Source organism: Nocardioides sp. NPDC057767, from assembly GCF_042798275.1.
Classification (GTDB): Bacteria; Actinomycetota; Actinomycetes; order Propionibacteriales; family Nocardioidaceae; genus Nocardioides.
The window spans coordinates 33137-54339 of sequence record NZ_JBHVKJ010000014.1; the positions used below are offsets into that span (position 1 = coordinate 33137).

23 protein-coding genes and 1 tRNA gene are annotated in these 21203 nt (G+C 68.5%); 3 read left to right on the top strand and 21 right to left on the bottom strand.

Going from position 1 to position 21203, the window contains the following annotated elements:
• Positions 1 to 8: 8 nt before the first annotated feature.
• From ACFVDI_RS09525 to ACFVDI_RS09565, 9 genes are all read right to left on the bottom strand, one after another.
• Complete coding sequence (locus ACFVDI_RS09525) at positions 9 to 275, bottom strand: hypothetical protein (protein WP_378903441.1); 267 nt, start codon at positions 273 to 275, stop codon at positions 9 to 11.
• A gap of 10 nt (positions 276 to 285) precedes the next feature.
• Positions 286 to 2016: a sodium:solute symporter family protein gene (locus ACFVDI_RS09530; protein ID WP_378903602.1), complete on the bottom strand. Its 1731-nt coding sequence runs from the start codon at positions 2014 to 2016 to the stop codon at positions 286 to 288.
• A gap of 83 nt (positions 2017 to 2099) precedes the next feature.
• Positions 2100 to 3011, bottom strand: coding sequence for a siderophore-interacting protein (locus ACFVDI_RS09535; RefSeq protein WP_378903444.1), 912 nt, complete (start codon positions 3009 to 3011; stop codon positions 2100 to 2102).
• 1 nt (position 3012) lies between these two features.
• Positions 3013 to 3828: an ABC transporter ATP-binding protein gene (locus ACFVDI_RS09540; RefSeq protein WP_378903447.1), complete on the bottom strand. Its 816-nt coding sequence runs from the start codon at positions 3826 to 3828 to the stop codon at positions 3013 to 3015.
• Between the two features lie 16 nt (positions 3829 to 3844).
• A complete protein-coding gene (locus tag ACFVDI_RS09545; protein WP_378903450.1) occupies positions 3845 to 4879 on the bottom strand; it encodes a FecCD family ABC transporter permease in 1035 nt (344 codons plus the stop codon).
• Complete coding sequence (locus ACFVDI_RS09550) at positions 4876 to 5907, bottom strand: FecCD family ABC transporter permease (protein ID WP_378903453.1); 1032 nt, start codon at positions 5905 to 5907, stop codon at positions 4876 to 4878. Before ACFVDI_RS09550 ends, ACFVDI_RS09545 begins: the two co-directional genes overlap by 4 nt.
• 8 nt (positions 5908 to 5915) lie before the next feature.
• The gene (locus ACFVDI_RS09555; RefSeq protein ID WP_378903458.1) at positions 5916 to 6974 is read right to left on the bottom strand and encodes an iron-siderophore ABC transporter substrate-binding protein; all 1059 of its coding nucleotides are present in this window, start codon (positions 6972 to 6974) and stop codon (positions 5916 to 5918) included.
• A 95-nt stretch (positions 6975 to 7069) separates the two neighbouring features.
• A complete protein-coding gene (locus tag ACFVDI_RS09560; protein ID WP_378903461.1) occupies positions 7070 to 7672 on the bottom strand; it encodes a DNA-3-methyladenine glycosylase I in 603 nt (200 codons plus the stop codon).
• Positions 7673 to 7708: 36 nt separating this feature from the next.
• The gene (locus ACFVDI_RS09565; RefSeq protein WP_378903464.1) at positions 7709 to 8212 is read right to left on the bottom strand and encodes a DNA-binding protein; all 504 of its coding nucleotides are present in this window, start codon (positions 8210 to 8212) and stop codon (positions 7709 to 7711) included.
• Between the two features lie 79 nt (positions 8213 to 8291).
• Here ACFVDI_RS09565 and ACFVDI_RS09570 point away from each other — a divergent pair, with 79 nt between their 5' ends.
• Positions 8292 to 10250: a VWA domain-containing protein gene (locus ACFVDI_RS09570; protein ID WP_378903467.1), complete on the top strand. Its 1959-nt coding sequence runs from the start codon at positions 8292 to 8294 to the stop codon at positions 10248 to 10250.
• Here the strand turns inward: ACFVDI_RS09570 and ACFVDI_RS09575 are convergent.
• On the bottom strand, positions 10247 to 11215 hold the full coding sequence (locus tag ACFVDI_RS09575) for a serine/threonine-protein kinase (protein ID WP_378903470.1): 969 nt from the start codon (positions 11213 to 11215) through the stop codon (positions 10247 to 10249). The two genes, ACFVDI_RS09570 and ACFVDI_RS09575, sit on opposite strands and share 4 nt — an antisense overlap.
• Positions 11216 to 11222: 7 nt before the next feature.
• Positions 11223 to 11798 (bottom strand): dCTP deaminase, encoded by a 576-nt coding sequence (gene dcd / locus ACFVDI_RS09580; protein WP_008354516.1) that lies wholly within the window; start codon positions 11796 to 11798, stop codon positions 11223 to 11225.
• 63 nt (positions 11799 to 11861) lie between these two features.
• Here dcd and ACFVDI_RS09585 point away from each other — a divergent pair, with 63 nt between their 5' ends.
• Together ACFVDI_RS09585 and ACFVDI_RS09590 are read left to right on the top strand one after the other, a co-directional pair.
• Positions 11862 to 12653, top strand: a complete 792-nt coding sequence (locus ACFVDI_RS09585) for an SGNH/GDSL hydrolase family protein (RefSeq protein WP_378903473.1) — start codon at positions 11862 to 11864, stop codon at positions 12651 to 12653.
• Positions 12654 to 12702: 49 nt separating this feature from the next.
• Positions 12703 to 12778: transfer RNA gene (locus ACFVDI_RS09590), tRNA-Gly, on the top strand.
• A gap of 14 nt (positions 12779 to 12792) precedes the next feature.
• Here ACFVDI_RS09590 and ACFVDI_RS09595 read toward each other — a convergent pair.
• The 10 genes from ACFVDI_RS09595 to ACFVDI_RS09640 all read right to left on the bottom strand — a co-directional run bounded on the left by ACFVDI_RS09595 (position 12793) and on the right by ACFVDI_RS09640 (position 20934).
• Positions 12793 to 13935 carry a tyrosine-type recombinase/integrase gene (locus tag ACFVDI_RS09595; RefSeq protein WP_378903476.1) on the bottom strand — a complete coding sequence of 381 codons (1143 nt, stop codon included), beginning with the start codon at positions 13933 to 13935 and terminating at the stop codon, positions 12793 to 12795.
• Positions 13932 to 14135 (bottom strand): helix-turn-helix transcriptional regulator, encoded by a 204-nt coding sequence (locus ACFVDI_RS09600; protein ID WP_378903478.1) that lies wholly within the window; start codon positions 14133 to 14135, stop codon positions 13932 to 13934. The genes ACFVDI_RS09595 and ACFVDI_RS09600 overlap by 4 nt, the downstream gene beginning before the upstream one ends.
• A gap of 11 nt (positions 14136 to 14146) precedes the next feature.
• Positions 14147 to 15730 carry a replication initiator gene (locus ACFVDI_RS09605; RefSeq protein ID WP_378903480.1) on the bottom strand — a complete coding sequence of 528 codons (1584 nt, stop codon included), beginning with the start codon at positions 15728 to 15730 and terminating at the stop codon, positions 14147 to 14149.
• A 220-nt stretch (positions 15731 to 15950) separates the two neighbouring features.
• On the bottom strand, positions 15951 to 16289 hold the full coding sequence (locus ACFVDI_RS09610) for a WhiB family transcriptional regulator (RefSeq protein WP_378903482.1): 339 nt from the start codon (positions 16287 to 16289) through the stop codon (positions 15951 to 15953).
• Positions 16286 to 17605 (bottom strand): FtsK/SpoIIIE domain-containing protein, encoded by a 1320-nt coding sequence (locus ACFVDI_RS09615; protein ID WP_378903484.1) that lies wholly within the window; start codon positions 17603 to 17605, stop codon positions 16286 to 16288. Before ACFVDI_RS09615 ends, ACFVDI_RS09610 begins: the two co-directional genes overlap by 4 nt.
• Positions 17606 to 17778: 173 nt before the next feature.
• Entirely contained in the window at positions 17779 to 18105 is a 327-nt protein-coding gene (locus ACFVDI_RS09620) for a hypothetical protein (protein ID WP_378903486.1), read from the bottom strand.
• On the bottom strand, positions 18105 to 18536 hold the full coding sequence (locus ACFVDI_RS09625) for a plasmid replication, integration and excision activator (RefSeq protein ID WP_378903488.1): 432 nt from the start codon (positions 18534 to 18536) through the stop codon (positions 18105 to 18107). Before ACFVDI_RS09625 ends, ACFVDI_RS09620 begins: the two co-directional genes overlap by 1 nt.
• Before the next feature lie 112 nt (positions 18537 to 18648).
• The gene (locus ACFVDI_RS09630) at positions 18649 to 19872 is read right to left on the bottom strand and encodes an MFS transporter (protein WP_378903491.1); all 1224 of its coding nucleotides are present in this window, start codon (positions 19870 to 19872) and stop codon (positions 18649 to 18651) included.
• Entirely contained in the window at positions 19869 to 20084 is a 216-nt protein-coding gene (locus tag ACFVDI_RS09635) for a DUF397 domain-containing protein (RefSeq protein WP_378903494.1), read from the bottom strand. Before ACFVDI_RS09635 ends, ACFVDI_RS09630 begins: the two co-directional genes overlap by 4 nt.
• A 10-nt stretch (positions 20085 to 20094) precedes the next feature.
• A complete protein-coding gene (locus ACFVDI_RS09640) occupies positions 20095 to 20934 on the bottom strand; it encodes a helix-turn-helix domain-containing protein (RefSeq protein ID WP_378903497.1) in 840 nt (279 codons plus the stop codon).
• Between the last annotated feature and the right edge of the window lie 269 nt (positions 20935 to 21203).

Here is a 21203-nt window from a genome sequence, read left to right on the forward strand (position 1 = left end):
TCCGGAGATCACTTCTCCTCGTGGGAGCCTGGGGCGTCCGGCACGACAGGCCGAAGCACGCCCCAGGCGATGAAGACGGCGCCGATGACGAGCAGGACGATGCCCGCCCACAGGTTGGCGTTGGGGCCACCGGTCTTGTCGACCTCGGGGTCGCCGAACAGGCCCATCAGCAGCAGGATGACGCCGTAGACCGCGAGCAGCGACCCGATCACGTTACGGATGTCGAAGAGCGACAGCAGCGTGGCGACGAAGCCCTTGTTGGTTTCTGTGGACATCTCAGCCTCCTCAGAAGATCACGTTCAGGATGATGACCAGGACCAGCGCGACGCCTGCCAGAGGCACCGGACGCTCCCACCACGGTCGACCGGCGTCCTCGGGGTCGACCAGGTCCTCCTTCGGGGTCTCGGAGTAGACCAGACCCTTCAGGGAGCCTTCCGGCTTCGGCGCGGTCACCAGCGAGACGATCACGCTGACCACGATGTCGACCACGAAGGCCGCACCGGCGGCCACGAACGAGGCGCCCTGGCCGGAGAGCGGCAGGACCCCGACGGAGAGCCCGCCGAGGGTGCCCTCGGCGAGGATGCCGACGAGCACGGCCGCCAGGGTGCCGGAGACCAGACCCGTCCAACCGGCGGTCGCGGTCATCCGCTTCCAGAACATACCCAGGATGAACGTCGCGAACAGCGGCGCGTTGAAGAACCCGAACAGGGTCTGCAGGTAGTCCATGATGTTGGAGAAGTTTGACGCCAGGACCGCGGTGAAGATCGCGATGGCGGTCGCCGCGACGGTCGCCCAGCGACCCAGCTTGACGTAGAAGTCGTCGGGGCGGTCCTTGATGATGTACTCCTGGATGATGTCGAAGGACACCACCGTGTTGAACGCCGAGACGTTGGCCGCCATACCGGCCATGAACGCGGCCAGGAGACCGGTGATCGCCAGCCCGAGCAGGCCGTTGGGCAGCACCTCTGCCATCAGGTAGAGCAGCGAGTCGTTGTAGGTCACGCCCTCACCGGAGGCGCCGCCGGGCACCGCCTCCCCCGCCTTCGTACGCGCGATCTCGGTGACCAGGACCGCCGCGATCATGCCGGGGAAGATGGTGATGAACGGGACGAACATCTTCGGGAAGGCGCCGATGATCGGCGTCTTCCGGGCGGCCGAGATCGAGTCGGCGGCCATCGCGCGCTGGACCTCGACGAAGTTGGTCGTCCAGTAGCCGAACGAGAGCACGAAGCCGAGACCGAACACGATGCCGACGACCGAGAGGAAGTCGGAGCCGAAGCCGGTCAGCGCCGCACCGGGCCACGAGTTGAGCTGGTCCGCGGCAGGAGCGACGGTGTCGGGGTTGGCGGCCGCGGCCTTCTCGATCTTCGAGGTGAGACCGTCCCAGCCGCCGACCCGGTGGAGACCGAGCAGGGTCAGCGGCAGCAGCGCGGCGACGATCACGAAGAACTGCAGCACCTCGTTGTAGATCGCGGCCTTCAGACCACCGAGGGTGATGTAGGACAGCACGATCACGGCGGCCACGATCAGCGCCACCCACAGCGGCCAGCCGAGCAGCGCGTGCACGATCGAGCCGAGCAGGTAGAGGTTGATACCGGCGATGAGCAGCTGCGCCAGCGCGAAGGAGAGCGCGTTGACCAGGTGGGCACCGGTGCCGAAACGGCGCTTCATGAACTCGGGGACCGAGCGCACCTTCGAGCCGTAGTAGAAGGGCATCATCACGACGCCCAGGAACAACATCGCTGGAATCGCACCGATCCAGAAGTAATGGACGGTGGGGAGCCCGAGCTGCGCTCCCGTCGCCGACATACCCATGATCTCGACAGCGCCGAGGTTCGCCGAGATGAAGGCGAGCCCGGTGACCCACGCGGGCAGCGACCTGCCCGAGAGGAAGAAGTCGACCGAGTTCGACATGCCCCGGCTGGCCAGGAAGCCGATACCGAGGACGAAGGCGAAGTAGATGGCGATCAGGAGATAGTCGACCGCGTTGGCCTGGATCAGGGTGTCCGCGGCCAGGATGCTTGCTTGCATTCCGAGACCCTTCTATTTGATTGGGCGCACCAAACTTAACCACGCGTACGCATCTGAACCGCGCTGGGTCACCCCTTCATCGACACGCCTTCTCGCCAGTAACCCATGAAGGCGACCTGCTCACGCGGCATCTGGAGCTCGTTGACCAGGTGACGGCGCAGTGCGGTGACCATCCGGGACTCACCAGCGATCCAGGCGTAGCGACCGTCCTCGGTGCTCGCCGAGCCGTTCTCGGCGGCCACCTCCTCACCGGAGGACGAGTAGATCGGGGTCTCCCACAGGTCCGGATCCTCGACCTCGACCGAGGTGACGTCCTCGGGAGTCGCCTCGAAGCCGAGCAGGCCCCCGACGGCAGCCAGAGCCGGGCCACCGACCGGCGCGCCCTCGCGCGGCAGCCAGGTGACCTTCAGCCCCTCAGGCGCAGCCACCTCCTGTACGTCACCGGCGACCGGCACCTCCAAGAAGGCCGATCCGGTGGCGTCCGCCGGCAGGGACTCGAGGATCGAGACGACCGCCGGGACGGCGGTCTCGTCGCCGACCAGGAGCAGCCGGGTCGCGTCACCCGGAAGCCACTCGATCCCGCCGTAGGGCTCGCCGAGCTTGGGACCGGCCACCAGGATCTCGTCGCCCGGCTCGGCCGCGCCGGCCCAGTCGGAGCCGGGACCGTGCGCTCCGGGGTGGAGCACGAAGTCGACGTACAGGCGCTTCTCGATGCCCTCCCCTTCGATCGAGCGGATCGTGTAGGTGCGCATCCGCGGGCGCTCGTCGTCGGGCAGGGCGAGCCATTCGGCGTACCAGTCCTCGGCCGAGAGCTCGGGCAGCACGCCCGGAGCGGCCGGGAACATCAGCTTGATTCGCTGGTCGAGGCCGGGCCCGTCGTTGCCGAAGTCGGCCAGGTCGTCGCCGACCAGCTCGATCCGGGCGAAGGAGGGCGAGAGGCGCTCGACGGAGCGCACCGAGACGCGGGCGAGGATGGGCATGTCAGGCTCCTTGTGCGTGGGGGTGAGCAGCGGGTCGGTGGTGACGTCCGATGGGGACGACCAGCGGTGTGCCCGAGACGGGGTCGTGGATGACCTGGCACTCCAGCCCGAAGACCTGCTCGACGCGGCCGGCGGTCACCACCTCGGCAGGCGTGCCGGTCGCGGCGACCTTGCCGCCGCTCATCGCGATCAGGTGGTCGGCGTAGCGGGCCGCCAGGTTGAGGTCGTGGAGCACCATCACCACGGTGGTCCCTCGCGAGGAGCGCAGCCCGTGGAGCAGGTCGAGCAGGTCGACCTGGTGGGCGACGTCGAGGAACGTCGTCGGCTCGTCGAGGAGCAGCAGGTCGGTCTGCTGAGCGAGCGCCGTCGCCACCCAGACCCGCTGCCGCTGACCGCCGGAGAGCTCGTCGACGACGCGGTCGGCCAGGTCGAGGGTGTCCGTGAGCTCGAGCGCCTCGGCGACCGCGGCGTCGTCCTCGGCCGACCAGCGCTGCAGGGCGCCGCGGTGCGGCTGGCGTCCACGGCCGACCAGGTCGACGACGGTGATGCCCTCGGGCGCGACCGGCGACTGCGGCATCAGGCCGAGCGTCTTGGCCACCGCGCGGGTGGGCTGCTTGTGAACGGCCTTGCCGTCGAGCACGACCTGTCCCGAGATCGGCTTGAGCAGTCGCGCCATCCCACGCAGCAGGGTCGACTTCCCACAGCCGTTGGCGCCGACGATCACCGTCGTGAGCCCGTCCGGGATCTCCAGCGAGACTCCGTCGACGACGGGGTCCGCGCCGTAGCCGAGGCTCACACTCTCCGCAGCGAGTCTCATCTGGGCCTCTTTCATGTCATCGCCTTCCAGCCCGCCCGGCGGCGAGCAACCACAACAGGAACGGCGCCCCGAACGCACCGGTGACGACGCCTACCGGGAAGGAGACGCCGGAGACCGCATAGTCGGCGATGTAGTCGCCGGCCACCATCACGATGGCACCGACGAGCGCAGCGCCGACCAGGGTCGTACGCCCGCCGTTGAGCGCCCGCGAGATCGGCCCGGCCACGAACGCGACGAAGGCGACCGGCCCGGCGGCGGCGACGCCGAGCGCGGTGAGCAGGACGGCAAGCAGGAGCAGCAGGTCCGTACGCCGCCGGCTGACGCCCAGCCCGGTGGCCACGTCGGGGCCGAGCTGGAGGACCTGCGCCGAGCGCGCGGTCCAGATCAGCGCCGGGACGAGCACGAGCAGGAAGCCCAGCAGCGTCCAGATCGTCGGCCAGGTGACGCCGTTGAGCGCGCCGGTCAGCCAGCGCAGCACGAGCAGGGCGTCGAACTCGTTGGCGCGGGTGAAGAGATAGTGGACGACCGCGGTCATCGCGGCCGCGGCCGTGACGCCGACGAGGACGAGCCGGTAGCTGCCGTCGGAGCCGGCGACGAGGCGGACCGCCACCGCGATCGCGATCGCCCCCACGATCGCGGCGATGCTCAGGGCCAGCCCCTGCAGGTCGAGGACCACGATGGCGAAGACCGCCGACGCGCTCGCGCCGAGCGAGACTCCGACGATGTCGGGGCTGGCCAGCGGGTTGCGCAGGGTGCTCTGGAAGACCGCGCCGGCGCTGCCGAACGCGATCCCGACCAGCACCCCGAGGATCGCCCTGGGGAGCTTCTCCGACATCAGCAGGAAGGTCGCGCCGGGGATCTCGGCTCCGCCGAGGATCCGGAAGAAGTCGGGCACGGTGATGATGAAGTTGCCGAGCAGCACCCGGGCGACGAAGGCCCCGAAGAGGAGCACCACCAGGGCCGCGATGACGAAGGCGTGGCGTCGCCGCGGCGCCCGCCGCGCCTTGCGTGCGACGTCGACGGACCGCACAGGGTCGAGGGTCGCGCTCACAGGCCGGCCATCCGTCCGCGTCGCAGGAACCAGACGAAGGCAGGTACGCCGACGACGGCCGTCATGATCCCGACCTGCACCTCGGTGGGCGGGAGCACCACCCGGCCCAGCGCGTCGGCGATGGCGGTGAGCGCCGCTCCGGCGGCGATCGAGAGCGGCAGCACCAGGGTGTAGCTGGGACCGACCAGGGCGCGTACGGCATGCGGGACGACCAGGCCGACGAAGGCGACCGGGCCGACCAGTGCAGTGGCGGTGCCGCTGAGGAGCACCACCGCGATCCCGACGACCACCCGGTCCAGGCCGGTGCGGCGGCCGAGTCCCCTGGCGAGGTCGTCGCCGAGCGCGAGCGCGTCCAGGACCCGCGCGCCGAGCAGCGCCAGCAGGGCGCCTACGGCAAGGAAGGGGGCACAGACCGCGAGGTCGCCCCAGTCGCTGCCGATGGTGCCGACCTGCCACTGCCGGAAGACCTCCAGGCCCTTGTGGTCCATCAGCAGGATGCCGCTGGTCCAGCTGGTCAGCGCCGCGGTCAGTGCCGCCCCGGCCAGCACGAGCTTGGCGGGGGTGGCGCCGTCACGGCCGATCGCGGCGATGCCGTGCACGAGGATCGCGGCCAGGGCCGCGCCGATGAAGGCGGCCCACAGCAGCGAGTCGAGGCCGGTGGCACCGACGTAGACCAGCGCCACGACGACCGCGAAGGCCGCGCCGGCGTTGAGGCCGAGCAGCCCCGGATCGGCCAGCGGGTTGCGGGTGAGTCCCTGCAGGCAGGCGCCGCCGAGCGCGAGCGCGCCGCCGACCGCGAAGGCGATCGCGGTGCGGGCGATCCGGTTCTCCAAGATCGCGTGCCCGAAGCTGCCGTCGTCGAAGAGTGCGGTGGGCGGGACCCACTCGGCACCGAGCAGGATCGAGGCGACGGCCGCGAGGAGCAGCACCCCCAGGATCAGCCCGACCCCGGGCAGCCGTCGGCCCCGGACGACCGCGGCGGCAGCTGCTGCCGGGTCGGCCGGGGCCAGGGACGTGCGAATGGTCAACGCGGACTTCACTCAGCCGCGGTGACGTTGACCTTCCCGCCGTCGACCGCCTCGGCGATCGAGGGAACGAGCTCGTCGATGAAGTAGGGGATCGACAGGGTGCTCGCGGCGGAGAAGGTCAGGGACAGTGGCTGGTCGGTCACGTCGAGGAAGTGGCCGCTCTTGATCGCCGGGATCTGGCTGAGCAGCTTGTCCTTCTGCAGGGCCTCGAAGCTGCCTGCGGTGTAGCCGAGGTTGATCAGCACCTCGGAGTCCAGCTCGGGAGCCTTCTCCGCAGAGACATCGGTGTAGAACTGGCCGGCCGGGACGAGCTTGTCGGCAACCGGGGCGATCTCCATGCCGAGCTGGGTGAGCATCTGCGGGCGGGCGTCACCGGCGCCGTAGAGGCCGATGGTGCCGAGCTTGGAGTTGTCCTGGACACCGGTGACCAGGTAGCTGGCGCCGACGATCTCCGGGTGGTCCTTCTGGGCCTGCGCGATCTTGTCCTCGGTCTCCTTCTCGACCTTCTCGGAGAGGGTGACCCGGCCGGTGGCCTTGCCGATCATCTCGAGCGAGTCCTGCCAGGAGGTCAGCCACGGGTCACCAGGGAAGGCGACGGTCGGGGCGATCTGGCTGAGCTTCTTGTAGTCCGCCTCGGTGATACCCGAGTTGGTGGCCAGGATCAGGTCGGGCGCAGCCTTGCTGATCTCGGTGAAGGGGATGCTGGTGTCGGCGTTGTAGCGCACCGGCTGCTTGCCGCCGACCTCCTTCAGCTCGGCGTCGAACCAGTCGGTCGACTGCTGCTCGTTGCCGCCCCAGGTGATCGCCTGGGCAGCAACCGGGACCACGCCCAGCGACAGCGCCACGTCGTGGTCCGACCAGCCGATGGTGGCGACGTTGGTCGGCTCCTCGGTGATCTCGGTGCTGCCGTAGGCATGCTCGACGGTGACGGGGAAGGCGCCCTTGTCCGCCTTCGAGGCGGAGTCCGCGGAGCTGTCCGCGGAGTCGGTCGCGCCTGTGCTGCACGCAGCCAGGCCGGTGGCAGCGAGCACCAGGCTCGCTGCGATGAGTACGGATCGACGAATCACGGGGGAAACCACCTCGGGTTAGGCAATGCTTAGTTAGGACAGCCTAAACACATCTTGGGTTCGAACGAGGCATCGGGCCCCCGGATATGGACAGGTCAGGGTCTGACGAACGCCGCCCGCTCGGCCTCGACCCGATCCCGGATCACGCAGTCGAGCGAGTGGTCGTTGATGATCCCCATCGACTGCATGAACGCGTACATCGTCGTCGGCCCGACGAACTTCCAGCCCCGCTTCTTGAGGTCCCTGGAGAGGCTGACCGAGGCGGGCGAGGTGGCCACCACCTCCGGGACCGTCAGCGGCTCGGGCTCGAAGTCCCAGACGTACGCAGCCAGCGACCGACGCTCCTCCACGAGCTCGACCGCGCGACGGGCGTTGTTGATCGCCGCCTCGATCTTGCCGCGGTGACGGATGATCCGTGCGTCCTGCAGGAGACGCTCGACGTCACCCTCGTCGAACTCGGCAACCGTGTGGAAATCGAATCCCGCGAAGACCTCACGGAAAGCCGGCCGCTTGTTGAGGATCGTGCGCCACGACAACCCGCTCTGGAACCCCTCCAGGCAGATCTTCTCGAAGAGCCGCACGTCACCGCCGGCCGGAAATCCCCATTCGGTGTCGTGGTAGTCGAGGAACTCCGGCGCCCCGCCGGCCCACGCGCAACGCGTCTGGCCGTCGGGAGCCAGGAACGGTGTCTCGCTCATCCACCCGACCCTAGCGGCGACCACCGACAACCCCGCTCAGAGGAGGTGGCGGATCGAGGCGAAGTGGGCCCGGATCTCGTCGTCGCTGCCGGAGCCGTAGATCTCGAGCACCTCGGCCAGTCCGGGCGCGACGTCGCGCAGGGCGTCGACAGCCTGCTGGAGCTCGCGTCCCGAGGCGACCGCACGGAGGACGCCGCGGACCGCGACCCCACCCTCGACAGCCACCGCCCGCGCACCGGTGGTGAGCTCGGAGGCGAGCTCCCGGATCTCGTCGAGCCGCTCGTTGATCTGAGACGTGGTGAGATCCCCGGCGGCCGCGCCGAGATCGATGAGTGCGTGCAGGCGTCCGAGCGCGATCGGGTTGGCGATCTTGACCCGCTGACCGGTCATCAGGTGCGACAGCATCGCGGGGCTCAGGCCGAGCACCTTCGCGGTCGTCGCCTGGGTGAGGCCCAGCGGAGCGGTCGCTCGTCGCACGAGGTCGCCGAGCGGCTCTCCGTACAGCTCACGCTGCTGCTGGATGTTCTCCTCGACGCCCATGCAGGCAATCTACACACGTAGACAAGACGTTTGCAAATGTACTTGCGGAATATACGTTAGTGAACATAGGGTGCGGGGCATGCGGAACAGACTTGTGATCGCCACCGGCCTCGCCGGGGCTCTCATCGCGACCGTCACCGTCACCGGCACCGGCGCCGCCCCCGCTGCCGCCACCGAGGAGCAGGACCAGGGGACCTACGGCCGGATGATGCTCGTGCTCGACTCCTCCGGGTCGATGAAGGAGCCGGCCGGCGGGGGCACCACCAAGATCCAGGCCGCCAAGCAGGCGCTCGACACGGTCATCGACGGCCTGCCGGAGAGCGCCGACGTGGGCGTGCGCGTGTTCGGGGCAAAGGTGTTCGGACGCAAGCAGAAGGGGGCCTGCGAGGACACCCAGCTGGTCGTCGAGCCCGGCACCGGAAACCGTGACGACCTGCGATCCGCGGTGAGCGGCTACAAGCCCTACGGCGAGACCCCCATCCCGGTCGCGCTGAAGCGCGCCGCCGAGGACATCGGGTCCGAGGGCAAGCGGTCGATCGTCCTCGTCTCCGACGGCGAGTCGACCTGTGGCGACCCCTGTCCGACAGCCCAGGCGATCGCCGCGCAGGGCATCGACCTGCAGATCGACGTCGTCGGTCTCTCGGTCTCGGGCAAGGCGCGCAAGCAGCTCGAGTGCATCGCCGAGAAGGGCAACGGCACCTACTACGACGCCGACGACGCCGAGGGCATCGGCGATTCGATCTCAGGGGCCTCCCAGCGGGCGCTGCGGCCGTTCGAGTTCACCGGCGCCCCTGTGGAGGGCACCGCCGACGCGGCCGATGCACCCGTGCTGGAGGCGGGGCAGTATCTGGACACGATCCAGACCCGCGACGAACGCTTCTACCGCTTCGAGCGCACCGCCGCCGGCACCACCGTCCACCTGGGCCTGATCTTCGAGGGCGAGTCCGAGGACCTGGTCAGCAACCTGAGCCCCAGGATCAGCGTCGAGAACGAGGACGGCAACCTCATCCAGTGTCGGTGGACCGTGGTGCAGAGCGGGACGTACGGCGACGGCAACCGGCTGATCTTCGGCTCCACCCACAGCGGGGACACCGACCCGGGGGAGCCGTGCAACACGACCGACGAGCTGATCCTGTCCACGGCGCCGGGACGCGGCGACTCCGGCGCCATCGCCGGGAAGCCGGTCCAGCTGATGGTCTACGAGGAGCCGCCGGTTGGTACGGCCGCTCTCGACGCCCTTCCCCCTCAGCCCGACCAGCCGACATGGAGCGACCTGACGCCTGCAGAGCCGACCGGCGACGTCGTGCCGGGCAGCGCGATCGCCAACGCGCCGATCGTCGAGGACGGGACGTACTCCTTCGACATCAACCCGGGCGAGAACCAGGTCGTCGGCGTCCCCGTCGGCTGGGGCCAGCACCTGCAGGCGCAGTTCGACGCCAGGATGACCGACGCCATCCGCGCCGAGTGGGGCGTCGGCGCCGGCGTCGAGCTCGACGTCATCGGGCCGCTCGGCGGCGAGGCGACGGTCGACATCGGCACGGACGCCCCCGAGAGCTGGTGTGCCACTGGGCTCCTGCAGCACTGCGACGACGCCTGGCGCACCGGCACCCTCTCCAACACCGTCGCCTACCGAAACCGCTTCGACACCGCTGATGCGACCGCGTCGACCGGGCTGCCGGGCATCCACTACGTCCGGGTGCAGTACGGCCTTGCCGAGAACATCAACGTGCCCTACACGCTCACGATCAAGACCGTCGGGAACGCCGGAGAGGGCGAGCCGGACTACGAGAAGGTGTCCGGCCTCACCCCGCCGACCACCGAGCTCAACCTGAACTCGTCCGGCAGCGCCCAGAGGACCGAGGGTTCCGACGACGCGGGCGAGGGCGAGACGACCGACGCCTCCGAGACCCGGAGCCGCGACGACGCGGCGAGTGCCGCCGACACCGTCAAGCTGGTCGCCGGCATCGGCGGCGCCGGGCTCGGCATCGCCGCGCTCGCCGCGGCGGCCGTGCTGCTGATCCGGAGGCGGAGCGCCTAGATCAGCAGGAGGGCACTGCTCGAAAGCAGCAGGATCCCGGCAACCATCAGCACGACGATCGGCCACACCGGCCGGTCGTCGTGCTGTTCAGTACGCCGCACCGCGGTCTTCGCCGGAGCGGCCCGAGGCGGAGGAGGCGGAGGAGGCGGAGGGGGTGGCGGAGACATGTGCCCAGCGACGTACTGGTCCAGGACCTCGGCCTCCCCCGGCTCCCAGGGCCGGGCGGGCACGGCCTCGGCGAGCAGCCGGCGGAACTCCACGGCGGTCTGCGGCCGGGCCGCGCGGTCCGGGCCGATCGCCCGGAGCAGCAGCCGGCCCAGCGGCGTCGCCGGGACGTACGCCGGGTCGTGCGGGGGCTTCGCCCCGGTGAGCAGCTGCAGACCGGTGACGGCGGTGGCATAGAGGTCGTCCCGCGGGTCCGGGTCGCTGCCCTGGTCGGGCGCCATGTAGCCCGGCGTACCGAAGGTCACGTCTGCCTCGGTGAGCCGTGGCTGGTCGGCGGGCACGGCGATACCGAAGTCGGAGAGCCGCACGTGCGGAACGCCTGCGCCGGTCACCTCCAGGAGCAGGTTGCCCGGTTTCACGTCGCGGTGCACCACACCGGCGGCATGCACCGCCTCGAGGCCCGAGAGGGTCTGGTCGAGAACCGCAACGACCCACTGCTCGGAGAGTGCGCCGTAGTCGCCCAGGAGCATGGCGACCGACCCGCCGCGCAGCAGCGGCATCGTGAACAGCACGTTGTCGTCCTCGCCCGCCCAGCCGAGCGGGGTCACGACGTGCGGGTGATGGATCCGGGTGGCCTGCTCGCGGATGAACCGGAGCAGGGAGGAGGCATCACGCTGGCGGAGCAGCTTGGCGGCCTTGACGTCGCCCTCGCGACGGTCCCGGACCTGCCAGACCGCGCCCATGCCGCCCTCCGCGATGGGCTCCAGCAGCTCGTAGCGCCCCGCGAAGACCTCGCCCACCCGATGCTCAGATCTTGGTGCGGTGGAAGCTCTGGAAGCTGCGCGAGGCGGTCGGGCCGCGCTGACCCTGGTAGCGGCTGCCGTACTTCTCGCTGCCGTAGGGGTTCTGTGCCGGCGAGGTGAGTCTGAAGAAGCAGTACTGACCGATCTTCATGCCCGGGTAGAGCTTGATCGGCAGCGTCGCGACGTTGGCCAGCTCGAGCGTCACGTGACCGGAGAAGCCGGGGTCGACGAAGCCGGCGGTGGCGTGGGTGAGCAGTCCGAGCCGCCCCAGCGACGACTTCCCTTCGACGCGCGCGGCGATGTCGTCGGGCAGGGTCACGGTCTCGTACGTCGACCCGAGCACGAACTCGCCCGGGTGCAGGATGAACGGCTCGTCGCCCTCGGTCTCGATCTGCCGGGTGAGCTCGGACTGGTCCACGGCCGGGTCGATCGTGGCGTACTTGTGGTTGTCGAAGACCCGGAAGAACCGGTCCAGACGTACGTCGACGGACGACGGCTGCAGCATCGACTCGTCCCAGGGGTCGATGACGATCCGTCCGTCGTGGATCTCGGTCAGGATGTCCTTGTCGCTCAGCAGCACGAGGCAAATCTAGCCCAGGCCAGACCTGACGCCGTCGGCGCTGCGTACGGTTGAATCAGGGTCATGGCACTGGATGCGCTGATCCCCGGCGGCTATCGCCGGTACGTCGCGCTGGGCGACTCCTTCACCGAGGGCGTCGGCGACACCGACCCGCGCCGCCCGAACGGCGTACGCGGCTGGGCCGACCGGGTGGCCGAGGTGATGGCCGAGCGGACCCCTGAGTTCACCTACGCCAATCTCGCCGTCCGCGGCCGTGGGATCGACCGGATCGTCAAGGAGCAGGTGGCGGCGGCGCTCGCGCTCGAGCCGGACGTGGTCACGATCTACGGCGGGTCTGTCGACCTGATGTGGCCGCACGTCGACATCGACACCCTGCTCGCGACCTACGAGACGGCGATCGGGCAGCTGGTCGACAGCGGCGCGAAGGTGGTGCTCTTCACGGCCTACGGCGCGCGGGCTTCCACCGTCGGGCGGCTGCTGCGCGGGCGCTTCGCGGTCTACAACGAGGCCGTCCGGGAGATCGCTCAGCGGCGCGGGGCCACGCTGGTCGACTTCTGGCGGATGACCGAGTACGACGACGCGGGCTACTGGGACGGCCACGGCTTCCTGGGGGCTCCCGGCCATCAGCTGATGGCGATCAAGGTCCTCGACACCCTCGGCATACGCCACCACCTGCCCACGCCTAAGCCGCTGGTCGTCATCGAGGAGCCGGGCCCGAACGGCCTGGCCGGCCCGATCCGCGAGGTCCGCCGGCTGGCCGCCCGGGCACTCCCCTGGGCCGTACGTCGCATGCTCCGTGGGCCCGTGGGCGATGGGATGTCCGCCCGCTATCCCCGGTTGACGCGACTTTCCTGACCGGTTTCACATCTGGCTGGGAGTGTGGGGTAACATCCTGGTCGCACCTGCGGACGTAGCTCAGTTGGTAGAGCGCAACCTTCCCAAGGTTGATGTCGCGAGTTCGAATCTCGTCGTCCGCTCCACGTTCCATAGCAGGTCAGCCCGCACTTTCGTCGTCATCGTCGACAGTGCGGGTTTCTGTTTGGGCCTCAGATGCCCCCAGGATGCCCCCGACCCTCTTGGCTGAGTCCCACAGGTTGTTGTCGATGAGGTGGCCGTAGAGGTCCATCGTCATCGCGGCGGAGGCGTGCCCCAAGATCCTCTGAACCACCTTCGGGTCAGCGCCAGCACCGAGCCAGAGGGAGGCGCAGGTGTGGCGGAGGTCGTGCACGCGGAGCGTCGGCCGATCGATCTTCTTGATAGCCCCCGACCAGCCGACCGAGCGCTTCCAGTTCGGCTCACTCAGCGGTCCACCCTTGGGGGCATGGAAGATCCAGTCACCGGACTTCTTGCCCGCACACCACTTGTCGATGATCGGCACCAACTCGTCGACCAGGGGCACCGTGCGAGAGCGCTTGTTCTTGAGGCTGTCCTCGAAGAGTGAGCCCGTGGCCACGTTGGACATGACCGTGCGCTGAAGCCGCAGACCCTCCCCGGGAACCTTCACCCGGTCACCCACCTTAAGCCCGGCCAATTCGGCCCACCGGAGGCCAGCGAGCGCGAGCACCCAGACCACATCGCGGTACTCACTGGAGCAGGCAGCGGAAAGAGCTGCGATCTCATCGCGGGAGAGGAACTGACCCTCTCGCTTGATGTGGCCAGCCGTAGGGGGCTTCACTCCGGCCGCAGCGTTGGCCGTGACCCGACCGTCGAGCACCGCGTACGCCAGGAGCCGACGAAAGACGCCGAGGGAGCGTGCAGCAGTCGAGGGCGACAGACCGTCAGCGACCATCCGGCCGACCCACGAGGAGATCTCGGCCGAGGTGATCGAGGCGACCGGGGCCTTGCCGAAGCGAGGTTCGATATGTCGACGCCAGATCCCGGTTTCGAGGGCGAGGGAGTTCTTCTTGATCGTCTGGCGCGACTCCAGCCAGTCGACAGCGACCACGGAGAGAGCCACCCGGCCCCGACGAGGGTCGAACCACTCCCCCATGCGCAGCCGTCGTTTCTGGTCCTCCTCCCAGGTCTCGGCATCCCGCTTACGGTCGAAGACCCGGGTAGCGACCTCACGGCCGTGATGCTTCACCCGAGCCCGGTAACGGACCTTCCCCTCGGCAGTGGTGTAGCGCTGCACACTCATGCCGCCACCTCCGTCTGCTCCGTCACCCAGGCCACAACGTCCGAACGCTTCCAGGCCAGGCGACGACCGATCTTGACCGCAGGAGCGAACTTGCCCTCCTGCCGCAGCCAACGCACGGTCAGCACCGACACCCGGAGGTATTCCGCGACCTCATCAAGCGTCATCAGCGGCTCCATCTCAACCGCGTTGTTCGTACTCATCACTGTCCCCTTCATCGGTTGTTGGTGTTCTTGGTCTGGGCTTTCCACTGGTCGTATTCGCGGGCGCGGGCTGCGGCGGCGAGGGCGAGGGTTTCGTCGCCGGGGGTGGGCCAGCCGATGCCGTCGAAGGTCCAGTTGCCGATGACGAGGGTGGTTTCCTCGTCGGCCAACAGGCAGGCTTCGAGTTCGCCGAGGTCGAGCAGCGTGGCGCGGGCTTGCTCGTTGTGTTCGGCGGCCGCGCGGATCTCGGCGTATCGAGCGCGGGCGCGGCGGAGGCGGCCGAGGCTGATGGAGTAGCGCCGGGACTTGGTGGAGAAGTGGCCCCGGAAGCCGAGCATGTGAGCCCACTTGCCGAGCAGGGCGTACGGGTTGACCGGCTCGGTCTCCTTCACCTCAGCCTTACGCGCGCCGTTCTTCACTGCGTAGTGCCGCATCGCGCGCATGGCGAGTTGGTCACATCGTCGGTTCATCGCGGCCAGGTGGGGGCGTTGGGCGTCGGCGGAGCGGATGGAGTTGGCGTCTTTGGTGGCGTACTTGGCCAGGTAGCCCGCGACCTGCTCAGGGACCAAGGGACTGTCCGGGTCGTCGGTGCGGTGCCCGTCGCGGACCACGCGGATATCGAGCTGCTTTCCCCACCGCAACAGACGGGGCACGTCGGCATCGTCGACCGGCGGGGCGGTGAACTTGACGGCACGTGCGGCGTGCTCGAGGAGGCCGGCGAGCGTGCGACCGTCGAGCGGGGCCGGCGAACCGGGACCGTCGGGGCCGTCGAGCCGGATGAGGGCGTGGAAGTGGACCAGCCCGCGGGCTTGGTATTCGGCGACTTTGGCGAACTGCACCGCGGCGTGCTTCTTCAACGCGGACTCTGTGACACCCAGGGTCCGAGCGAGGGCGCGGCGGAGTTCGATGGTGAGGCGTCGCCACAACTCGGGGGCGTGCCACTGCCAGATGATCGCGCTGTCGGTGTCGTGGCACTCGGGGCACAGTGGCGCGCCAACGATCGGCTCGTCTTCGTCGTGGCGCGCCATGCATGACACCGGTCGACCGTGCTCGCATCGGGCGCCACCGTCACGGTTACGGGGACGGCAGCGGGAGCCGTTCTTGAAGTGGGTGTGGACCGGTCCGAATGACGGGGCGGTGAAGGTGGCGAACAGCAGCGGGTTGTCTGCCACGGTGGCGGGAATCGTCTTGCCCCCGACGAGCCCGGCGTTGATCATGGCGAAGGTGTCGCGGGCATAGGTCCTGGAGCACGCCGGGCAGACCTCGGCGCGACGGTTGCCGCAGGGTCGGAAGAGGACCCCGAGCGGGGCATTCGCGGACGCGTAGGTGCCGACGAGATCCCCGCTAGCGAGGTCGAAGGTCTCGGATGATCCGGTCAGCCGGATGGGACGTGCGCAGTTGTTGACGCTGGCGAGGGATTCGGCGAAGGCGTCGAAGGTCCCCTCACGCCAACGGGACAGCATCCCGGCCGCCTGGTCGGGGGTGAGGCCGGACAGATCCAGCGGCGCATCCTCCCCATACCCGGGGAAGGAGCCCCGAGCCGGAGACGATGCGTCACTGTGGATGCCCGGTGCATCCACGGTCGAGGTGGTCACGCGGCAGCACCCCGGAACCTGGCAGCGCAGCCGGGGCGAGCGGTGCGAAGGACAGCGGCAGCCGCGTGAATGTTGGCGTGGATGTTGGCGTTGAAGCCGCCCCAGCCAGGGCAGCCAGGTGCGCAGTGTCGCCAGTAGTGACCACACGCCAGGAACATCGGGCAGCCGTACTCGTCAAGCAGGCACACCGGGACGGCGTTGGTTGTGGTGTTGGCCGTGATCATGCTGCACCGTCCAGGGCCGGGGCGTCGAGGTCGCCGAAGACTTCCCCGATCACCTCGCCGAGCATCAGCGGGAGTTCGAGCTGCTCCCCAAGAACCGGCTTGGACCCGATGCTCAGGCTGACAACCTGGTCGCGGTCAGTCCCGGCCCACATGCCACCAGAAAGCCGCTCTTCGAGGGCGTAGGAGTTGCAGGCGGAGCGGACGGGGCACCCGTCGCATGTGGCCCGCAGGACCTCGACCACGAACGGCGGAAGGTCCACGGTGTCGGTGGTCCAGGGCATGCCCCGGTTCTCCGGCGAGGCACACGCAGCCTCTCTCATCCATGTGGTGCTCATCGCGCACCGCCGTCAGTGAGGGAGAGCGGCATACCCGAGGCGTCGACGGCATCCGGGATGGTCACCAGGTCCGGGGTCGCGGGGTAGAGCGAGGCGAGACGCCGAATGAGTTCGTCGGGCCAGTAGTCGGCGCGGATGCGGTCGGTGGAGCCGTCCTCGTCGATGATCCAGGCCGTGCCCTGGGCAGCCTTCAAGATCCGGTGTGCAGCCGCCTGGGTGGCCATGCCGTCACCAAGGACCATGTTGGTCTCCATCGCGGAGCGGACCCGGAGCGCGATGGTCTGGGTGAACAGGCCGCGCATGTCGATGACCTCCTTACGGGGGTCCTGGACGAACGCGCACACCACGACACCCACCGCGCGACCGATGGAGAGAAGCCGCTTGAGGAGCCGCTCGGCCTCCTTCTTGATCTCCGGGTCGGCGTACGCGGTCAGCGAGGCCAACTCATCGATGACGAGCAGGTAGAGCGGGTCACCCGGGCCGGGCTTGTGGTTGCGAGAGATGCCCTGCAGGGCCTCGGTGCGCTGGTCTGCGATGGAGACGAACTCACGCAGCATCTCCACGGCCTGCTCACCCTTGGCGGCAATCTTGGTGAACAGCGGGGCACCCATCATCAGCTCCATGCCGCCCTTGAGGTCGATCCCGTAAGCGCGTACGGCGTCGACCGCGATAGCGGGCGAGAGGGAGCCGACGATGCCCCACAGGAACGAGCCCTTACCGGCGCCAGACGCGCCGACGACGAGGGTGTGTCGCTGCTCGATCTGGAGGTGGAACGGCTTGCCGTTCTGACGGCGACCGAGCAGAACCGTCTCTGTCTGCATCCGGGGCTCCGGCATGACGGCGGTTGCGGGCTTGGTGATGAGGTCACGCATCACGAGCTCGAACATCACCGTGGAACCGGGGCGACGCTTGGCGGGGTAGACCCGGTAGGAGTCGGCCTGATACGTGGCCGCGAGTTTGGGGGCGAAGGCCTCCAGGTCGGCCAGGGCCTGACCGCGACGGGTCCGGACCTTGAGCGTCACCGAGTGGGCCGAGGTGATCACCCTCTTGAGGCGAGGATCGCGCCACTTCTCGATCGACTCTTCACCCACGCCCATGCGCTTGACCCGCTTGGTCCGACGCTTGGACAGCCCGGCTTCACGGGCGAGGGACTTCCAGGTGAACCGGAAGACCAGCCACCACCAGGCACGCCGGACCAGCATGCCCAGCCAGACCAGCGCCGCCAGGGTCGGCTTACGAGTGGCCGGGAGCGCGATCAGGACCCCGACCGCCAGGGCGACCAGGCCGCCGAGGCTGTAGACGAGTGTTTCCTTCATGACTTGCTGCCTTTCAAGATCTGGGGGTTGGAGTCCCGCCAGCCGCCACGCGCTTCCCTTCACGCGACGGCCAGCGGGAGCCTTCGGGGTGCCACGGCGTGCTCAGTCGAAGAGCACGCGGGCGACGAGGTAGAGCAAGCCGAGGACCATCACGACGCCGAGCGCGGTGCCCATCAGGCCTTCACCTCGGCGGTCTCGTAGGCGACGACGCTGACGTCGATCGGGCTGTCGGTGGCGCGGTCGACTAGGCCGATGTAGTCGTGCATGATCTGGCCGTCGATGATCGGGCCTCGGTAGTGCCCCGTCAGGCCGAGCGCATCGGCCAGCGTCTGAGCCTCGCCAAGGGTGCGCATGGTGACCCGCACTTCGGCGAGCAGTCGCTTACCGTCGAGCGTGCTTCCGTCCTCGAGGATTTCCAGCGAGACCAGCCCCGGGGACTGGACGTCGATCTGCGGCAGGCGCTCCATCACGTTGCCCAGGAACTCCAGTTCGGCCCACATCACGCAGCCGCCTTCGAGGTCGTACCCGCAGCGGGCTTCCGAGCGCCGGGGGCCTCCATGCCCGTGGCCGTGAGCGACCACATCAACTTGGGACGGTTGCCGGAGTCGTCGATCCACGGGACGCCCACCAGGTCGGTGAACACGACCGGGACGAACGGGAGACCCGTGTCGTTGGCCGGGGGCACCGGCTGGTGCTTGGCGAGGATCTTGACGTTGACCGTCTTGTCGTTCTTGCCCGCCTCCGGGTCAGCGTCGAGGACCGGCACGGTCCAGGTCGGCAGGCCGGTCTCCTTGTCGATCTTCTGCGGACGGGTTCCGTCCGGGAGCGGTGCCGCCTCCCAGTCCTGCACCGGCTCGACCGCGCCGACGACGAACGCGCCAGCCGAGAACACCAGGTCGTTGCCGAGGTTCATCTTGCGAGGGATCGCCATGACTAGTTCTCCTTGGTTCCGCGTAGTGACCTATTCACTACTGCATAACCACGACTATGCACGAGTGAATAACGCGAGTCAAGGGCAACGCCCGAACTTGCTCGAAGGAGGCTCAGACGCGCCGAGCGAGCGCCGCAGGCAGGAACGCCACGGCACCAGCGAGCAGAACGGCAGAGGCCAGGAGCAGAGACACATCGAGGTCTACGGCTGAGGCCGCCACTCCCCCGATCACCGAGCCAAGTGCGGCGGCGCCGATCCCGACGACGCGCGTACCGGCCGTGATTCGGCCGAGCAGGTGATCAGGAGTCAAGGTCTGGCGAGCAGTTCCGCCGACCACGCTGACCACCGTTGAAGCAAGGCCGACAACGACGAGCGCAGCGCCCGAGGCGTAGACGTTCTGCGTCGTGACGACCACGAGCCAAGCGATGCCTTGCACGGCGAGGGCGAGAGCGTACGTCGAGGCCGCCGACAAGACCCGATGCACACGGGACCCGAGCCAACCACCCGCCGCGCCGCCAACCGCGAGCATCGCAAGCAGGATGCCGAAGCCCTGGTCATGAAGGCCAAGAGCGTCCTGGGCAAAGAGCACCAGGATTGCGAAGGCGATGTTGTAGCCGAGGTTGTACGTCCCCATGCCGAGCGTGAGAAGGCGAAGGCCCGAGTGCCGCACGAGGTAGAGAACGCCGTCTCGCACGGCGTGATGGACGGGCTGGACTCCATCGGGGTGCTCAGCACGGCCCAGCCCGGAAAGCCCGATCAGCAGGAGTGCAGACACGAGGAACGTCCCCGTGTTCAGCGCGAAGGGCAGCACTGCGGCCGACGCGAAGAGCGCAGCGCCCAGCGGCGGACCCACCAGCGAGCGACCGAAGATATCGAGGGTCCAGAGATGGCCGTTGGCCCTGGCAAGCGCCGCTGGCTCCCGCGTCGCGAGCACAGGGATTGCGGCTTGCGCGGCCGGATCGAAGAAGCAGCTCGCGCAGGCGATCAGGAAGACCACGGCAATCAGGCCCCAGATCGGGAGCCAGTCCACCAGGACGCCAACGGCAACGAGCGCCAGGAGCACCACGCGAACGAGGTCCGCAACGACCATCGTCTGCCGCCGTGGCCACCTGTCGACCAAGGCGCCGGCAGGGAGCCCAACGACGAGCCATGCGGCGTACGAGGCCGCTGCAACGAGAGACACGAGCAGCGGGTCCCGAGTGAGCGAGGCGGCGAGCAGCGGGACGGCTGCCGTCGCCGCCCCCTGACCAATCATGGAGACGCCAGTGGAGGCCAGCAGACGCCCGAGCCCGCGCGGGCTGGTTCCTGGCTGCCTGACCTCCACTGGTGCGCTCACTTGCTCAGAGCCTCCATGGTGAACTCACCGTTGGCGACGCCCAGCAGGAAGGCTTCCCACTCCTTGCGATTGAACTCCAGGACGGGGCCAGCGCCATTCGCCTTGGTGTCGCGGACGCCGACGATGCCGTCCACCTCTGCCACCTCGACGCAGCCGCCCGAGTCGCTGCCGGTGCTCTTCCGCCAACGTGCGTTCTGCCACTTGTCATTCATCGAGCACTCCTCATCCCTTCGTGCCTCGCAGGTTGCGAAGCGTGGTTTCCAGATACTGCCGGGACGCCTCGACACTCAGCGCGTCCTTCTGCAGCTTGTCAAAGGTCGAGTCGTACGCCAGAACGTCCACCTCGTCAGAAAGGTAGGTGTCGGCTCGGAACGACTCGACCATCACCACGGACGGCCGGTTGTCCGTGAAGTCATAGATCATGAACCCGCCGATTGCGAACGCTGTCGCCTTGCCACCAGGAGCGAGGATTCGAAGGTCAACACGTTCCGGGTCCACGTCCATGAGTCTGCGCAGTTGCTCCCCCATCACGGCGGATTCACCAGGCCACCGCATAAGCGCGCGGGCATCGAGGACGACCTCGTAACGCCCCGGGCCGCTCTCCATGAAGGCCCCTTGACGGGCCATCCGGCGTTCTGCGATCGCATCACTTTCCGCGTAGCCGAGCGCATCAGCGATACCCCGTGCGTACTCCCGGGTTTGCAGGAGACCTGGGACGAGCAGCCCTTGGTGTTGTCTCAGCCGTGCGACGCGCTGCTCGATCGCTCCAATCTCGCCCTGTCGTCGACGTGTTCCGCCAGCGCGCACCACCCAAGCACCGGCCAGCCCTTCCCGGCGCGCGACTGTGGCAAGAAGTTCCGCCCGAACTTCTTCGGGAGCGCCGTAATAGTCGAGCAGCGTCGCGATCTCTTCGAGCGAAGCCGCAAAGCGCCCAGTCTCGACCCTGGACACCTTCGGCTGGGACCACCCGAGTTCGCGCGCAACCGCCGAGCCCGATAGTCCAGCGTCCTCGCGATAACGGCGGAGTTCGCCGCCGATCCGTACGAGCGCTGCGTCAGTCACCCTTCACCCCATTCATTCATTCGTGCATACCCGACCATAGACCCTTGCCCCGGGGAAGGGACAGCGCTCTTCCTTGATAGTTACGCGGGGTGGCCCGCCGAATTTCTGGCTACTCTCCGTCAGCCGACACGCGTCAGTCGCCGATCCAGTGGAGTGCCGAGCCGGGGCGCTTAGAACACTCATTAGCCAAGACCTGAAGACGCAGGAGCCCTCTGCGCTCAGGACCGGCAGTTGCCGCGGCCAGCGCGCGAACACAGTCACTGATTAGG

What these genes read in the sequence shown, in the direction of transcription:
- ACFVDI_RS09585 (WP_378903473.1), top strand. Translation starts at nt 11,862, where the DNA reads ATGGCACTGGATGCGCTGATCCCCGGCGGCTATCGCCGGTACGTCGCG.
- ACFVDI_RS09565 (WP_378903464.1), bottom strand. Translation starts at nt 8,212, where the DNA reads ATGGGCGTCGAGGAGAACATCCAGCAGCAGCGTGAGCTGTACGGAGAG.
- ACFVDI_RS09525 (WP_378903441.1), bottom strand. Translation starts at nt 275, where the DNA reads ATGTCCACAGAAACCAACAAGGGCTTCGTCGCCACGCTGCTGTCGCTC.
- ACFVDI_RS09600 (WP_378903478.1), bottom strand. Translation starts at nt 14,135, where the DNA reads ATGAGTACGAACAACGCGGTTGAGATGGAGCCGCTGATGACGCTTGAT.
- ACFVDI_RS09620 (WP_378903486.1), bottom strand. Translation starts at nt 18,105, where the DNA reads ATGTGGGCCGAACTGGAGTTCCTGGGCAACGTGATGGAGCGCCTGCCG.
- ACFVDI_RS09610 (WP_378903482.1), bottom strand. Translation starts at nt 16,289, where the DNA reads ATGAGCACCACATGGATGAGAGAGGCTGCGTGTGCCTCGCCGGAGAAC.
- ACFVDI_RS09615 (WP_378903484.1), bottom strand. Translation starts at nt 17,605, where the DNA reads ATGAAGGAAACACTCGTCTACAGCCTCGGCGGCCTGGTCGCCCTGGCG.
- ACFVDI_RS09540 (WP_378903447.1), bottom strand. Translation starts at nt 3,828, where the DNA reads ATGAGACTCGCTGCGGAGAGTGTGAGCCTCGGCTACGGCGCGGACCCC.
- ACFVDI_RS09570 (WP_378903467.1), top strand. Translation starts at nt 8,292, where the DNA reads ATGCGGAACAGACTTGTGATCGCCACCGGCCTCGCCGGGGCTCTCATC.
- ACFVDI_RS09635 (WP_378903494.1), bottom strand. Translation starts at nt 20,084, where the DNA reads ATGAATGACAAGTGGCAGAACGCACGTTGGCGGAAGAGCACCGGCAGC.
- ACFVDI_RS09535 (WP_378903444.1), bottom strand. Translation starts at nt 3,011, where the DNA reads ATGCCCATCCTCGCCCGCGTCTCGGTGCGCTCCGTCGAGCGCCTCTCG.
- ACFVDI_RS09595 (WP_378903476.1), bottom strand. Translation starts at nt 13,935, where the DNA reads ATGAGTGTGCAGCGCTACACCACTGCCGAGGGGAAGGTCCGTTACCGG.
- ACFVDI_RS09560 (WP_378903461.1), bottom strand. Translation starts at nt 7,672, where the DNA reads ATGAGCGAGACACCGTTCCTGGCTCCCGACGGCCAGACGCGTTGCGCG.
- ACFVDI_RS09625 (WP_378903488.1), bottom strand. Translation starts at nt 18,536, where the DNA reads ATGGCGATCCCTCGCAAGATGAACCTCGGCAACGACCTGGTGTTCTCG.